The following is a 14,205-nucleotide window of genomic DNA, read 5'->3' on the forward strand; positions in this document are numbered from 1 at the left end:
CAGAGTCGGGAGGTCGAGCTGGTCGACCTGGCGGGAAATCGCCGGGTGTTCGGGTTTGCCGGGCGGATCATGGGTGACCTTTGAGCAATGCGGTGCTTGCAGTGGCCCCATCGCGGGCAAGCCTTGCTCCCACAGGTGAGCCTAAAACACAATTGAACCCCAAGGCATGCGCATGAAAATTTCCAAACAAGCCTACGCCGACATGTTCGGCCCTACCGTCGGCGACAAGGTGCGCCTGGCCGACACCGAGTTGTGGATCGAAGTCGAAAAAGACTTCACCACCTACGGCGAAGAAGTGAAATTCGGGGGCGGTAAAGTGATTCGCGACGGTCAGGGCCAGAGCCAACTGCTCGCCGCCGAAGTCGTCGACACGCTGATCACCAACGCACTGATCATCGACCACTGGGGCATCGTCAAGGCCGACGTCGGCCTCAAGGACGGCCGCATCGCCGCAATCGGCAAGGCCGGCAACCCGGACGTGCAGCCGAACGTGACCATCGCCATCGGCGCTGGCACCGAAGTGATCGCCGGCGAAGGCATGATCCTCACCGCCGGCGGCATCGATACGCACATCCACTTCATCTGCCCGCAGCAGATCGAAGAGGCGTTGATGAGTGGCGTTACCACCATGATCGGCGGTGGCACAGGCCCGGCCACCGGCACCAACGCCACCACCTGCACCTCCGGGCCGTGGCATCTGGCGCGCATGCTTCAGGCGGCGGACGCATTCCCGATGAACATCGGCCTCACCGGCAAGGGCAACGCCAGCCTGCCGGAGCCGCTGATCGAACAGGTCAAGGCCGGCGCCATCGGCCTCAAGCTGCATGAAGACTGGGGCACCACGCCGGCGAGCATCGACAACTGCCTCAACGTCGCCGACCAGTACGACGTGCAGGTGGCGATCCATACCGACACGCTCAATGAATCGGGCTTCGTCGAAACCACACTCGCCGCGTTCAAGGGGCGCACCATCCACACCTATCACACCGAAGGCGCCGGTGGCGGTCACGCACCCGACATCATCAAGGCCTGCGGCTTTGCCAACGTGTTGCCGAGCTCGACCAACCCGACCCGGCCGTTCACCCGTAACACCATCGACGAACACCTGGACATGCTGATGGTCTGCCACCACCTCGACCCGAGCATCGCCGAAGACGTCGCGTTCGCCGAAAGCCGCATTCGCCGCGAAACGATTGCCGCTGAGGACATTCTTCACGACCTCGGCGCGTTCTCGATGATCAGCTCCGACAGCCAGGCCATGGGGCGTGTCGGTGAAGTGATCACCCGAACCTGGCAGACCGCCGACAAAATGAAAAAGCAACGCGGCGCACTGCCCGGGGATGGTCCCGGCAACGATAACTTCCGCGCGAAGCGCTACATCGCCAAGTACACCATCAACCCGGCGATCACTCACGGCGTCAGCCATGAAGTGGGCTCGATCGAAGTGGGTAAATGGGCCGACCTGGTGCTCTGGCGGCCAGCTTTTTCGGGGTCAAGCCGACGCTGATCCTCAAAGGCGGTGCGATCGCGGCCAGCCTGATGGGCGACGCCAATGCATCGATACCCACACCGCAACCGGTGCACTACCGCCCGATGTTCGCCAGCTATGGCGGCTCGCTGCACGCCACCAGCCTGACTTTATCAGCCAGGCAGCGCACGATGCCGGCCTACCCGAGGCGCTTGGCTTGAAGAAGAAAATCGCCGTGGTCAAAGGCTGCCGTGAGGTGCAGAAAACCGACCTCATCCACAATGATTATCTGCCGACCATCGACGTCGATCCGCAGACCTATCAAGTCAAGGCCGACGGTGTGTTGCTGTGGTGTGAACCGGCGGATGTGCTGCCGATGGCGCAGCGCTACTTCCTGTTCTGACCCCACGGTGAGCAGGCAGGAATCCGGCATGCCCGGTTCCTGCCTGCCGCAACGGCTGATCAGGTGGCCGTTTGAACGGTGCAGGGGATCTTCACCCGCTGCAGTTACCGCAGAACATTTCCTGATCGAGGCTCGCGCCGCGTAATGGTAGTTTTTAGTGCCCGCCAAAGGGGCTAAGATGCGCCAGACTTCTCCCTCAGGAATCTGGCCATGCGCCTACCCGAATTCATCAGGCAACACGTAGACAGTATCGTCGATGAATGGGAGCAGTTCGCCAGCACCATCACTCCTGCTGCCGAGTACATGGACAGCGTCGCATTGCGCGACCATGCCCGGGTCATCCTGCTGGCCGCAGCGCGGGACATGACCACCGCACAAAGTGCCAGCGAGCAAATGGCCAAGGCCAAAGGTGAGGGACCCGAGAAAACCCCAAGCCTGGATGAGGCCGGAGCCAGCCACGGTGAGCTGCGGCACACGGTGGGCTTTGATCTGGTGCAGATGACCAGCGAATTCCGTCACCTGCGCGCCTGCGTGATCCGGCTGTGGGTCGACAGCCTGGACTCACCGGACCTTGCCTACTTCCAGGACATGATCCGCTTCAACGAAGCCATCGACGAAGCGCTGGCGGAGTCCACGGCCGCCTATGCCGAACAGGTCAACCGCTCCCGGGACATCTTCCTGGCGATACTTGGCCATGACCTGCGCGCCCCTTTGCAGGCGGTGAGCATGTCCACTGAGTTGTTACTGCGCAAGGCCAAGCTTGAGGGTGATGCCCTGGCCTGTGCCATCAACATCAAGCGTGGCGCCCGGCACATGGCCGTGATGGTCAGCGATCTGCTCGAACTGGTACGTAGCCGCCTGGGCAAGAGCCTGCCGATCGAACCCGCGCCGATGGACCTGGCCGACGCCGCCCACGCGGCCATTGGCGAAGCCTGCGCCGGCAACCCGGAATGTGACCCGAAACTGGTCATCTCGGGCAATACCGAAGGCAACTGGGATCGCGGACGGCTTGATCAACTGTTGCAGAACCTGATCGGCAACGCCCTGCAACACGGCTTGAACAAACGGGATGTCACCATCACCCTGGCCGGCGAACCCGACGCGGTGTGCCTGACGGTGCATAACTTCGGCAAACCGATTTCTGAAGAGGCCATCGGCACCATCTTCGACCCACTGGTACGCAGCGCCGACGAAGAACTGGGCCAGCCGTCCACCAGCCTTGGTTTGGGGCTTTTTATCGTCAATGAAGTGGTGCAAGCCCACTCCGGTACGATCAAGGTGAGTTCCAACGAAACTGACGGCACGCTGTTCACGGTAGTGTTGCCCCGCAACATTTGAGGGCTCGCCAGCGTTACGCCAGAACGGGATGCCCTCAAGCGTCCCTGTGCCCAAGCCAGCTACCTACTCAACCACCAACCGCCCCAACCGCTGCTTCAACATCCGGTTTTCCGCCCGAAGCTGCTGCACCTCCTCCAGCAACTCCAGCGCCAGGGCCACCCCTTCCCATTCCAGCTCCAGATCGCGCCGCAGCTTGGCGGCGCGTTTGGCCAGGGCCAGTTCGAAGTCGTTGAATCGCCAATCCTTGGGCGCCGAGCCCTGAGGTTCGAGGATGCCGTGCTCGACGATTTCGATCACGTAGACGTCCGACAAATCGGCCGCCTCACAGAATTCTGCCAAGTCCAGTTGAACGATCAGGGGGCTGCTCATGATGGGCTACTCCGTCGCCGAATTTAGAAGTTCTCTCGCGGATTGAAGGCGGCTTTTTTTGCCAGTTCCTGCCACAGCGCCTTGACCTCGTCGTCGGACGCTTTCGGCATCACGGCCTTGAGCTGCACGAACAGGTAACCACGCTCGCCAGCCTTGTTTTTCAGACCGTGCCCTTTGGCGCGCATGCGCTGGCCGTTCTGACTGCCGGCTGGCACTTTGAGGTTGATCTTGCCAGTCAGCGTCGGCACGGCCACCTCGGTGCCCAGCGCCAACTCCCACGGGGCCAGGGGCAGCGTGATGATCAGGTTTTCGCCCTCGACGTCGAATTTCGGGTGCGGCGCAAACCGAATGGTCAGGTACAGATCGCCATTTGCCCCGCCACCCACGCCCGGTGCGCCCTGGCCTTTGAGGCGGATGCGCTCGCCGTCCGTCACGCCCGCCGGGATCTTCACGTTCAGGCTCTTGCTGGTGTTGCTGACGTGCTGGCCGTTAGCGTTGTATTGAGGCACCTGGAAGGTGACCTTCTTCGATTCGTTCGAGAGCGTTTCCTCGAGGAAGATCGGCAGTTCCATTTCCACGTCTTGCCCTCGACGCCCGGCACTGCGGCCCGGCTGTGCACCACCAAAACCGGGACCACGGTTGCCGAAGATCGAACTGAAGAAGTCCGAAAAATCGCCCGTGTCCTGACCACCTCCAAAGCCGCCACCCCCACGCCCCTGCCAACCTGGCGGGCCCTGGAATGGCTGGCCATGCTGGCCGTACTTGCGCAAGTCATCATATTCGGCGCGCTTGTCGGCGCTTTTCAGCGCTTCATAGGCCTCCGAGGCGTCCTTGAATTTCTCCTCGGCGTCTTTTTCCTTGCTGACGTCGGGGTGGTATTTGCGCGCCAGCTTGCGATAGGCCGCTTTGATCGCCTTGTCGTCTGCTGTCGGCTCCACGCCAAGTATCTTGTAATAGTCTTTGAAGTCCATCTAAGGATCACCATCCGTTATCAATTCGTTCTGCCACCCGCAGCATGCGCCGCCAGGCTCGATGCAGACAAGTTTGGGGCAAAGGATAGTCTTTCAAGGCGCTATTCGCTTCGATTTAGCGGATAGTCGGCCTTCGATTCTGGCGCGCACTGACATACACTGCGCGGCCGTTTTTTTGACCGGAACCGAAAGACATGAAAGACGCCTCTCCAGCCCGTGCCTGCGGCATCGACTTCGGCACGTCCAACTCCACCGTCGGCTGGCTGCGCCCCGGCATGGAAACGATGATCGCGCTGGAAGACGACAAGATCACCCTGCCGTCGGTGGTCTTCTTCAACATCGAGGAACGCCGCCCGGTTTACGGTCGTCTGGCGCTGCACGAGTATCTGGAAGGCTACGAAGGCCGCCTGATGCGCTCGTTGAAAAGCCTGCTCGGTTCCAAGCTGATCAAGCACGACACCAGCGTTCTCGGTACGGCGATGCCGTTCAAGGACTTGCTCGGCCTGTTCATCGGCCAGTTGAAGAGCCGCGCCGAAACCGCCGCCGGTCGGGAATTCGAGCAAGTGGTGCTCGGTCGCCCGGTGTTCTTCGTCGATGACGATCCGCTGGCTGACCAGGAAGCCGAAGACACCTTGGTCGATGTGGCGAAGAAGATCGGTTTCAAGGAAGTCTCGTTCCAGTACGAACCGATTGCGGCGGCCTTCGACTATGAGTCGACCATCGAGAAAGAAGAACTGGTGCTGATCGTCGACATCGGCGGTGGTACGTCGGACTTCTCGCTGGTGCGCCTGTCGCCCGACCGTCGCCACAACGACAACCGCCACGACGACATCCTCGCCACCGGCGGCGTGCACATCGGCGGGACCGACTTCGACAAGCAACTGAGCCTGCAAGGCCTGATGCCGCTGTTCGGCTACGGCAGCCGCATGAAGAGCGGCGCCTACATGCCGACCAGCCACCACATGAACCTGGCGACCTGGCACACCATCAACTCGGTGTACTCGCAGAAATCCAGCCTGGCGCTGGGCAGCATGCGTTACGACATCGAGGACACCGGTGGCATTGATCGCCTGTTCAAGTTGATCGAACAACGCGCCGGCCACTGGCTGGCCATGGAAGTGGAAGAAACCAAGATCCAGCTGACCCATGCCGAGCACCGTCATGTTCCGCTGGACCGCATCGAGCCGGGGTTGAGCGTGGAATTGACCCGGGCGCTGTTCGAGTCAGCCATCGAAGCGCTGCTGGAGCGCGTGCGCAACAGCGTGACCCAGATGCTCAACGATGCCAACGTGCGGGTCGACCAGGTGGATACGGTGTTCTTTACCGGCGGTTCGAGCGGGATCCCGGCGTTGCGCACCAGCGTCTCGGACATGCTGCCCAATGCCCGGCACGTCGAAGGGAATATCTTTGGCAGCATTGGTAGCGGATTGGCGATTGAGGCCAGCAAGCGTTACGGCAGCATGGACTGATCAAAAACCGAGTCGCCTGCATCGCGGGCAAGCCACGCTCCCACAGGTTTGTGCCTGACCTGAAACCTGTGGGAGCGGACTTGTCCGCGATGGCGTCAGATCAGGCAACATCCCTACCGGGTCAAACCATCCCGCCCAGCTTCAACTCACTCTTCAGATACGCGTAATAAATCGGCCCCGCCACCACCCCCGGCAGGCCGAACGCGGCCTCGAACACCAGCATCGCCAGCAGCAACTCCCACGACTTGGCACTGATCTGCCCGCCGACAATGCGCGCATTGAGGAAGTATTCGAGCTTGTGGATAACGATCAGATACCCCAACGCCGCCACCGCCACCCAGATCGACAGCGACAGGCCGACGATGGTGATCAGCGTGTTGGAAATCAGGTTGCCGATCACTGGCAGCAGACCGAGCAGGAAGGTCAATACGATCAGGGTTTTGGTCAACGGCAGCTTCACGCCGAACATCGGCAGGATCACCGCGAGGAAGATCCCGGTGAAGAAGGTGTTGAGCAGGGCGATCTTGATCTGGGCAAAAACGATATTGCGAAACGCTTGAACCAGCAGGTGCAAACGGTCGAACAGCGCCGCCGCCAGCGGTTTGCGCTTGGTCACGTCCGGCACGCGCTGCAGGGCGATGATCGCGCCCAGCACCATGCCGATCAGCAGCGTCACGAACATGTGCGCCGCATCCTTGCCGACCAGTTGCAGATCGCTCAGGTGCTTGCTCATCCACTCGCCGATTGCCACGCGGAATTCGGCGGCACTGGCCGGCAAATAGGCATCGATGAACGGCGGCAACTGCCCACGGGCCCGATCGACCACGCCCATGAACTTGTCGAGAGAGGCGCCGGGGTTCTCCGCTTCGTGCAACAGGAAGCTGATCGCACCGGCAAATATCAACGCCAGCACACTGACCACCAGCGTGCCCAGCAGCGCCACCGCCAACCAGCGGGCGCGTCGACCTTCGATCAGCCGCTGCAGCTGCGGGGTCAGCATATTGACCAGTTCAAACACCAGTAACCCGGCCAGCAGGCTTGGCAGCAGGCGCAGGGGAATCACCAACAGCAAGCCACCAAAGATGATGACCCAACTGATGACCAGCAAGACTTGGCGTTGAGAAAACGTTGGCATACAGCCTCAAAACGAACGGCGTAAAAAGGATTGGCAGTCTGCCAGCGTTCCGAACCCAGCACTAGGAAATGTGGGGGAGACTTTTGTCGGGGCTGTGTGGGGCCTGCGGGCCTCGGCGCGGGCCAGTCGAACGTCGCACCGCCGGCTCCGACTACGATCTCCAGTGTCTGCAAATCCGGCGAACACGCAGCGCTCCTGCGGGAACAAGACCTGCCCGCGACGAGGCCATCACCCACAGCGCATTATTTTTTCTTCAGGCAATCACTCATGAAGGTTTTGCGCGCATCGCCAGTCAGGGCTTTGGTTTTCGCATCGGCGTTGCACGTTTTCATTTTCTCCTGCTGCGGAGTCAGGGTCTTGGCATCGTTGGCCGCCGGCGCTGCCTTGAGGCACGTGCTCATGAAGGTTTTGCGCTCATCGCCCTTGAGGCTCTTGGCGGTCGCATCGGCATTGCAGGTAGTCATCTTGTTCTGTTGCGCCGTGGCGGCGAAACCCTGGGAACAGAGGAGCAAACCAATCATCAACAAAGGCACACGCAACATCTTCATGGAGTTTTCTCCTTGTCGCCGCACCGATGGATGCGGCCTCTGCAGGAGTGTAGCCAAATCTTGTTACACCTTCCTGCTTTCACGTCATGGCGGCCATTTTGCGCCTCAGGCCCGCCGGCATGGATATGCGCTGCGCAGGCGGGGATAATCACCCCTCATTAATGTTCTGGTTGTTCCTGATGCAATACGCTTACCCCTGCTCGCGATCTTTATCTGGGCGGGCAATACCGTCATCAACAAACTCGCCGTAGGGGCGATATTTCCGGCCGAGATCGGTTTCTACCGCTGGCTGCTGGCCGGCGTCCTGTTCACTCCATTCATGCTTAAACCGGTCATCGCCCACTGGCCGCTGATCCGTCCGAACCTGGGGCGAATCTTCGTGCTCGGGGTGCTGGGCATGGCTGTTTATCAGAGCCTGGCGTACTTCGCCGCCACGCTGACGTCGGCTACCAACATGGGGATCATCCTGTCGCTGATGCCGTTGATGTCGCTGGCCATGGCGATCGCCAGCCTGGGCCAGCGCCTGACTGCGGGGGCGCTGGTCGGCGCGGTACTGTCCTTCGCCGGAGTGCTGGTGGTGGTGTCGTCCGGCAGCCTTGGCGCATTGCTGCAACACGGCGTCAACCTGGGTGATGCGATGATGCTGATCGCGACCTTGGCCTATGCCATCTACAGCACCCTGTTGAAAAAATGGCAGCTGCGCTTGCCGCCGCTGGTGTTGCTGTATTTGCAGGTGCTGGTAGCGATTGTCGTATTGTTTCCGCTGTTCATTGCCTCGCCGAAGATCGGCCCGACGCTGCAGAATATTCCGCTGGTGTTGTATGCGTGCCTGCTGGCCTCGATGCTCGCGCCGTTGGCGTGGATGCAGGCAGTACAGCGTTTGGGGCCGAGCCGGACAACGCTGTTCTTCAATTTGCTGCCGTTGATTACCGCGCTGATTGCCGCTGTGGTGCTTAAAGAACAACTGGCGATGTACCACTTGGTCGGCGGCTTGCTGACGTTGGGTGGGGTGATTCTTTCCGAGCGCTGGACGACTGTTTTGGGGCGCAGACTCAGGGTTGCCTGATTGAAAAAGATCGCAGCCTTCGGCAGCTCCTACGGATCGTACAACCCGTAGAAGCTGCCGAAGGCTCGGGCCGCGTTCGGACGATCTTTTGATCTTGATCTTACAAGCCCGCCGCTTTCAGCCGCGCCGCATGTTCGACGAACAGGCGGATCGGTTCAGCGCCCTTGCCCACCAGTCCCAGCGACTGATTGACGATGTCAAAGTGATCCAGCGGATAGTCGTCGCCAATCACCGTGCCCAGGTGAGAGCTGTAGCGTCCGACCATGCCGTCGCAATGCCCGGCTTCACGGACGAAGGTCCTGGCGAATAACCGGCAGCTGCGATTGGTCCCGTCAATCAGATTGCGCCCACGATCGGTCTTGCCCGGTTGCAGGGTGCCCGACCACGAGTAGTACCGCACGCCATCCACCAGTTCCGGGCCCTGGCCACCCCAAGTCAGCGGCAAGCCCTGGGGATACCGTTGATTGAACAGCGCCACCCCTCCGTGGTCAGCGACTGGTGGGAAGCCGGGATATCGACCGGCAACTTCGGCCCGCGATAGCCCGTTTCAAGCAGGCTCATCACGGCACCAATCAACCGCAGCAACACGCTGAGCACTCGCCCCTTGGCGCTCTGCGCCGGATAGTGCCTTTCCAGGTAGTCCGCCAGTTCAGAGCCATGATTGGGCCCCGCCACCGAAGTCACCGACGCCACCCGGTCGGGACGCATGGCAGCGGCATAGCGCGCGGTCAGCGAGCCCTGGCTGTGGCCGATCAGGTTGACCTTCTCTGCCCCTGTTTCCCGCAGAATCTCGTCAATTCGGGCCAGCAACTGTTCACCACGAACTTCGCTGGAATTGAGGGGAGAGACCTGCACCGCGAACACGGTTGCACCACCACGGCGCAACGCCGAGATGATCCCGTACCAGTAGGGATAAAGCAGCAACCGCACAAACCCGAGCATTCCCGGGACCAGCACCAATGGATAGCGCGGGGCTGAACCTTGCGACATGGGCGGACTTCCTTGTGAGGGACAGGTAGGGCAAGCGCAATGCAAGACCTCAGCCAAGCATCACTGCAACAGATGACAACTCGACGATCGAGACCTTTTTGCAGCAGGACGCACGCGGCATCCACCGGTGCGCGCCTTCCTTTTCGTGGCGACAGGACGATGCGCGTCTGTCGGGCCTGCTGTCGCAGCAGAGCGCATCGGACGGACAGCCGACAATCCGATAAAACTTTTTGCTTCGCTCGGGACTCACAACTTGGGTAGCGACCACGGCCGCAGAACGTGGCGCCCATCGGATTAGCCTCCAGGAGACTGAAATGAGTGACGACCTGCATCTGTCAGATGTGCAAACACTGCGCGAACGTGCGCGCCAACACGTCGAGAACGGCGCTGTGACCGAAAGTTATAGCGCCGACCGTGAAGAGGTGCTGCGCTTGCTCAATGCATCGCTGGCCACCGAACTGGTTTGCGTGCTGCGCTACAAGCGCCACTACTTCATGGCCAATGGCGTGAAAGCCCATGTGGCCGCCGAAGAATTCCTCGAACACGCGAATCAGGAAGCCGAGCACGCCGACCGTCTGGCCGAGCGCATCGTGCAATTGGGCGGTGAACCGGAGTTCAACCCTGACCTGCTGTCGAAAATGTCCCACGCGCAATACGTGGCCGGGAACAACCTCAAAGAGATGGTTTACGAAGACCTCGTGGCCGAGCGCATCGCCATCGACAGCTATCGCGAAATCATTCAGTACATCGGCGAGAAAGACCCGACAACTCGGCGCATCTTCGAAGACATCCTCGCGCAGGAAGAAGAGCACGCCGATGACATGGCCGACATCTTGAAGGACCTCTAACCCCACGAGCCTTATCGCCCCCAAGCGACGATAAGGCTCGCCCTTCCTCAACACCAGCCTAGTTCTTTACAGTTTTCGGCGCCTTGCCCGCCTTCATCTGTTCAAGCAGTGGCGCGCACTGATTCGGCTCACCCCCGCTAGGTGCAATCAGTGCCAGCAAGCCGGCGGCCGGGGCGGCTATCACACCCAGGGCCACCATGCCGGCACCACGCAATAACAGTGGTACCGCCTTCACACCCGCATCCGGCTTGATGAACTTGCCCCGCACGTACAGCGGCGAGCGCAGGGAAATCAAACGCCAGCCCTTCGATTCCGGTGTCACGGTCAAATCCAGTTGCTCGGTGGCCATGTTTGCCGTGCCGTCGATATAGATGATCGCGTTCTCGGTATCGAAGACGAACAGTCGTGTCGTCGCCAATCCGGTCTTGATGTCGAAGTCCGCTGCTGCGCAATTGATCTTCACTTCCTTGTCGCCGAAGATCTTGCCGACCACGTAGTTGCCTACGTTGAGCCCAGCCAGTTCCATCAACTCACGGCTGATCGCACCGTCATTGATCAACATCTTCAACTGGCCATTGGCGCCGCCGAGCAGTTTGGCCACCGAGTTGCCGCGACCGCTGATATCGGCATCGCCATTCAGCTCACCGAAACTGGTCTTCATCGGCTCAAACGTCGGGAACAGTTCTTTCAGCTTGAACTTGCGCGCGGTCAGCTTGGCCCGGCCTTCCAGCGGTTCTGTGCGACCGTTGAGGCGAATCTGCGCGTCGAGATTGCCACCGGCAACGCCGAAACGCAGCGGTTCGAGGCTGAGTTCGCCATCATTGAGTTTCAGGTGGGTATAGAGGTCGGTGAACGGCAGTTTTTCGCTGTGGACGATGCGTTTGCCGGTGAACTCGACATCAGCGTCCATCGCGCGCCAACGATCAGTCTTGAACTCTTCAACCGGCAGCACTTTATCCGCCGGTTGCTTGCTTTCACCGCCACGTGCTTTCTGTTTGGCGTTGGAATCCGCACCGATCAGCGGCGCGAGGTCGGCGAACAGCAACTGATTGGACAGCAGCGCGCCGCTGAGTTTAGGCCTTGGCTGTCCGGCCAGATAGGCCAGGTCGCCGTGAATGTCGCTGTTGCCGATCTTGCCGTTGAATGCTTCGTAGCGGAACAGCGCACCGCCAGGTTCATGCAGCTTGGCGATCAGGTGGCCATCGGTGGAATACGGCGGCGTGTCCGGCAACGTGACGCCAGTCAGCGGGTAGAGATTGCCCAGGCTGGCACCGGCCAGCTTCAGGCGCAGATCGAGAGCGCCAAGATTCATCGGGTCGGTCAGGGTCCCGGCCAGTTCGATACGGGTGTCGCCGATCTTCGCCTGCGCTTGCAACGGGAACGGCTTGCTGGCGTCCTGCAAGGCCAGCAAGCCGCCGATCTTGCCCTGACCGCTGAGGTTCTGGCCGTGATATTGGCCTTTGACCTTCAGCGCAAACGCGTAGTCCTGTGGTGCACCGCCCTTGTCCTGCGCAGTTTTTGCCGCTTTGTCGCCGACGATGTCGCTGTAAGGGATCGGTTTGCCCAGCGGGTCGATCAACACATCGAGGTTGGTTTTCAAGCTCTGGTCATCAAGGGTGACGTGGCCCTTGTCGAACTTGATGGCGCCAATGTCGACAACCCAGTTAGACGGTTCAGCGTTCGGGTCCTTGGGATCGAACTTGAAGGTCCAGTTGGCGCGGCCGTCCGCCAGGCGCTGCAAATCGGCGTTGGGTTCAGTCAGGTCGATACGCGGAATCATCACGCGTTGCGCCAGCAGAGCCAGTGGCGAGATACGCAGCTCGACGCGTTTGAGGGTGACCATCTGCGGTTTCTTCGACCAGTCCGGATTGCCCAGGCTCAAATCCTCGGCGACAACGTGCGGCCACGGCACCCAGGCACGCCAGCCGCCTTCCGCGGGCTCGCGCTGCCAGACCACAGCCAGGTTGCCGTTTATGGCAAACGGACGGTGCAACTCCTCGGACACCTTGGCATTGAGCGGGGGTTTGATCCGGTTCCAATCGAAGAACACGATGATCAGAACCAGCACCGCCAGCAGGACTGACAAGCTGGCGAGGGTCCAGGCAATTACTTTTCGAGTGCGCGTCATTGCACAGGGCTCCTTGATACGACTGAGCGCCCTGACCGCGACGCACGTTTTGAAAGGCAGGCCAGAACCGGCCTGTCATGAGATCTACGACTGAAAAATGGCCCGCAGGTTTAACCGAAATCCCGATTAATCCTCAAATAATCGGCCCGGGACAGACTGCCCCCTCGATAAGGCGTTACCGACACCGCACTTTTGCGAGGCGTGAGTGAGTCGAAAATACCCACCTCGGTGCAAAACCGATGCTCCGAAAGGCCCGATCTAGAGCCTCCCGCCAGAACAATCAATTCTGTTGATTATTACCATTGCGTTTATGAACTTTTATATCGACTTATCGAGAGTAGCATTGCCCTCGTACCCACTTTATCGCCCTCCCAAGGAGCAACCCATCATGAAACGCCAATTACTGCTCAGCCTTACCCTGTCGATGCTAGCCAGCACTGCTTTCGCCCTGCCGGCTGCCGACCAAGCCACGCCACAAGTCAAAGACAGCCACTCGGTGTTCAGCCAAACCCTCGCCGAAGACGGTTATGACCGCACTCCACAGGGCCAGACCCTGGCCGAAGGCGGTAACGATCGTTTGAAAGAAAAAGGCCTGATCACCCAGGACGGCTCGGACCGCACTCCACAAGGCCAAACCTTGGCTGCTGATGGTTCGGATCGCACCCCACAAGGTCAAACCCTGGCTGCTGACGGTTCCGATCGCACCCCACAAGGCCAGACCCTGGCTGCTGACGGTTCCGATCGCACCCCACAAGGCCAGACCCTGGCTGCTGACGGTTCCGATCGCACTCCACAAGGTCAGACCCTGGCTGCCGACGGTTCCGATCGTACCCCACAAGGCCAGACGCTTGCCGAAGGTGGTGGTGACCGTGTCATCGAACGCAACAGCGCCTTGAGCTGAGCCCATGGCGGCCCTGAAAAAAGCCCAGTCTGTCGATTGGGCTTTTGACTTTCTGAAAGCAGCAAATCCCCGCCTTACCCCTCGATAGTCGTTCGACGCAGGCAAAGCCGATTTGCTAGAGTGCGTCGCTGTCCCTGTCCAGAAATAACCCTGCCGATGCTGCCCCGCGCCGAACAGAAACAACAAACCCGTAATGCCTTGATGGACGCTGCCCGCCACCTGATGGAATGCGGCCGCGGATTCGGCAGCCTGAGCCTGCGCGAAGTGGCAAAGACCGCCGGGATCGTGCCCACCGGTTTCTACCGGCATTTTGCCGACATGGACGAACTGGGTCTGGTACTGGTCAGCGAAGTCGGCCAGACCTTCCGCGAAACCATCCGCCTGGTGCGCCACAATGAGTTTGTCATGGGCGGCATTATCGATGCGTCGGTGCGCATATTTCTCGACGTAGTGTCAGCCAATCGCTCGCAATTCCTGTTTCTGGCGCGCGAGCAGTATGGCGGTTCGCTACCGGTGCGCCAGGCCATTGGCCGCTTGCGTGAAGACATCAGCTCAGACCTGGCGTTAGATC

10 protein-coding genes and 4 pseudogenes are annotated in these 14,205 nt (G+C 60.4%); 8 read left to right on the top strand and 6 right to left on the bottom strand.

Annotated features, from left to right (window positions below):
- The 3 genes and pseudogenes from ureB to JFT80_RS15580 all read left to right on the top strand — a co-directional run.
- A pseudogene (ureB, locus tag JFT80_RS15570) lies at positions 1-84 on the top strand (urease subunit beta); the annotation flags it as partial.
- Between the two features lie 88 nt (positions 85-172).
- Positions 173-1,871 (top strand): annotated as a pseudogene (gene ureC, locus JFT80_RS15575) (urease subunit alpha).
- Positions 1,872-2,081: 210 nt separating this feature from the next.
- Positions 2,082-3,209 (top strand): sensor histidine kinase KdpD, encoded by a 1,128-nt coding sequence (locus tag JFT80_RS15580; RefSeq protein WP_201148475.1) that lies wholly within the window; start codon positions 2,082-2,084, stop codon positions 3,207-3,209.
- A gap of 63 nt (positions 3,210-3,272) precedes the next feature.
- Here the strand turns inward: JFT80_RS15580 and JFT80_RS15585 are convergent, their stop codons facing one another.
- Together JFT80_RS15585 and JFT80_RS15590 are read right to left on the bottom strand one after the other, a co-directional pair.
- Positions 3,273-3,578: a chaperone modulator CbpM gene (locus tag JFT80_RS15585; RefSeq protein WP_201148476.1), complete on the bottom strand. Its 306-nt coding sequence runs from the start codon at positions 3,576-3,578 to the stop codon at positions 3,273-3,275.
- A 23-nt stretch (positions 3,579-3,601) separates the two neighbouring features.
- Positions 3,602-4,549 carry a DnaJ C-terminal domain-containing protein gene (locus tag JFT80_RS15590; RefSeq protein ID WP_201148477.1) on the bottom strand — a complete coding sequence of 316 codons (948 nt, stop codon included), beginning with the start codon at positions 4,547-4,549 and terminating at the stop codon, positions 3,602-3,604.
- 194 nt (positions 4,550-4,743) lie between these two features.
- On the opposite strand from JFT80_RS15590, the gene JFT80_RS15595 reads away from it, so the two are divergent.
- On the top strand, positions 4,744-6,018 hold the full coding sequence (locus JFT80_RS15595) for an Hsp70 family protein (protein WP_201148478.1): 1,275 nt from the start codon (positions 4,744-4,746) through the stop codon (positions 6,016-6,018).
- 121 nt (positions 6,019-6,139) lie between these two features.
- Here the strand turns inward: JFT80_RS15595 and JFT80_RS15600 are convergent, their stop codons facing one another.
- Complete coding sequence (locus tag JFT80_RS15600; protein ID WP_201148479.1) at positions 6,140-7,153, bottom strand: AI-2E family transporter; 1,014 nt, start codon at positions 7,151-7,153, stop codon at positions 6,140-6,142.
- A gap of 242 nt (positions 7,154-7,395) precedes the next feature.
- Positions 7,396-7,701, bottom strand: a complete 306-nt coding sequence (locus JFT80_RS15605) for a PsiF family protein (protein ID WP_025111807.1) — start codon at positions 7,699-7,701, stop codon at positions 7,396-7,398.
- 179 nt (positions 7,702-7,880) lie between these two features.
- On the opposite strand from JFT80_RS15605, the pseudogene JFT80_RS15610 reads away from it, so the two are divergent.
- Positions 7,881-8,767: pseudogene (locus JFT80_RS15610) on the top strand (DMT family transporter).
- Between the two features lie 100 nt (positions 8,768-8,867).
- On the opposite strand, the pseudogene JFT80_RS15615 reads toward JFT80_RS15610, so the two are convergent.
- Positions 8,868-9,757 (bottom strand): annotated as a pseudogene (locus tag JFT80_RS15615) (lipase family alpha/beta hydrolase).
- Positions 9,758-10,071: 314 nt separating this feature from the next.
- Between JFT80_RS15615 and JFT80_RS15620 the strand changes: the two are divergent.
- Positions 10,072-10,605, top strand: coding sequence for a bacterioferritin (locus JFT80_RS15620; protein ID WP_201148480.1), 534 nt, complete (start codon positions 10,072-10,074; stop codon positions 10,603-10,605).
- A 58-nt stretch (positions 10,606-10,663) separates the two neighbouring features.
- Here the strand turns inward: JFT80_RS15620 and JFT80_RS15625 are convergent, their stop codons facing one another.
- Positions 10,664-12,733 carry an AsmA family protein gene (locus tag JFT80_RS15625; RefSeq protein ID WP_201148481.1) on the bottom strand — a complete coding sequence of 690 codons (2,070 nt, stop codon included), beginning with the start codon at positions 12,731-12,733 and terminating at the stop codon, positions 10,664-10,666.
- Positions 12,734-13,121: 388 nt separating this feature from the next.
- Between JFT80_RS15625 and JFT80_RS15630 the strand changes: the two genes are divergently transcribed.
- Complete coding sequence (locus tag JFT80_RS15630) at positions 13,122-13,634, top strand: hypothetical protein (RefSeq protein ID WP_201148482.1); 513 nt, start codon at positions 13,122-13,124, stop codon at positions 13,632-13,634.
- A gap of 156 nt (positions 13,635-13,790) precedes the next feature.
- On the top strand, positions 13,791-14,205 hold a 415-nt coding region (locus JFT80_RS15635; protein ID WP_201148483.1), incomplete at its 3' end, for a TetR family transcriptional regulator.

The organism is Pseudomonas sp. TH10 (assembly GCF_016651255.1).
Taxonomy (GTDB): Bacteria; Pseudomonadota; Gammaproteobacteria; order Pseudomonadales; family Pseudomonadaceae; genus Aquipseudomonas.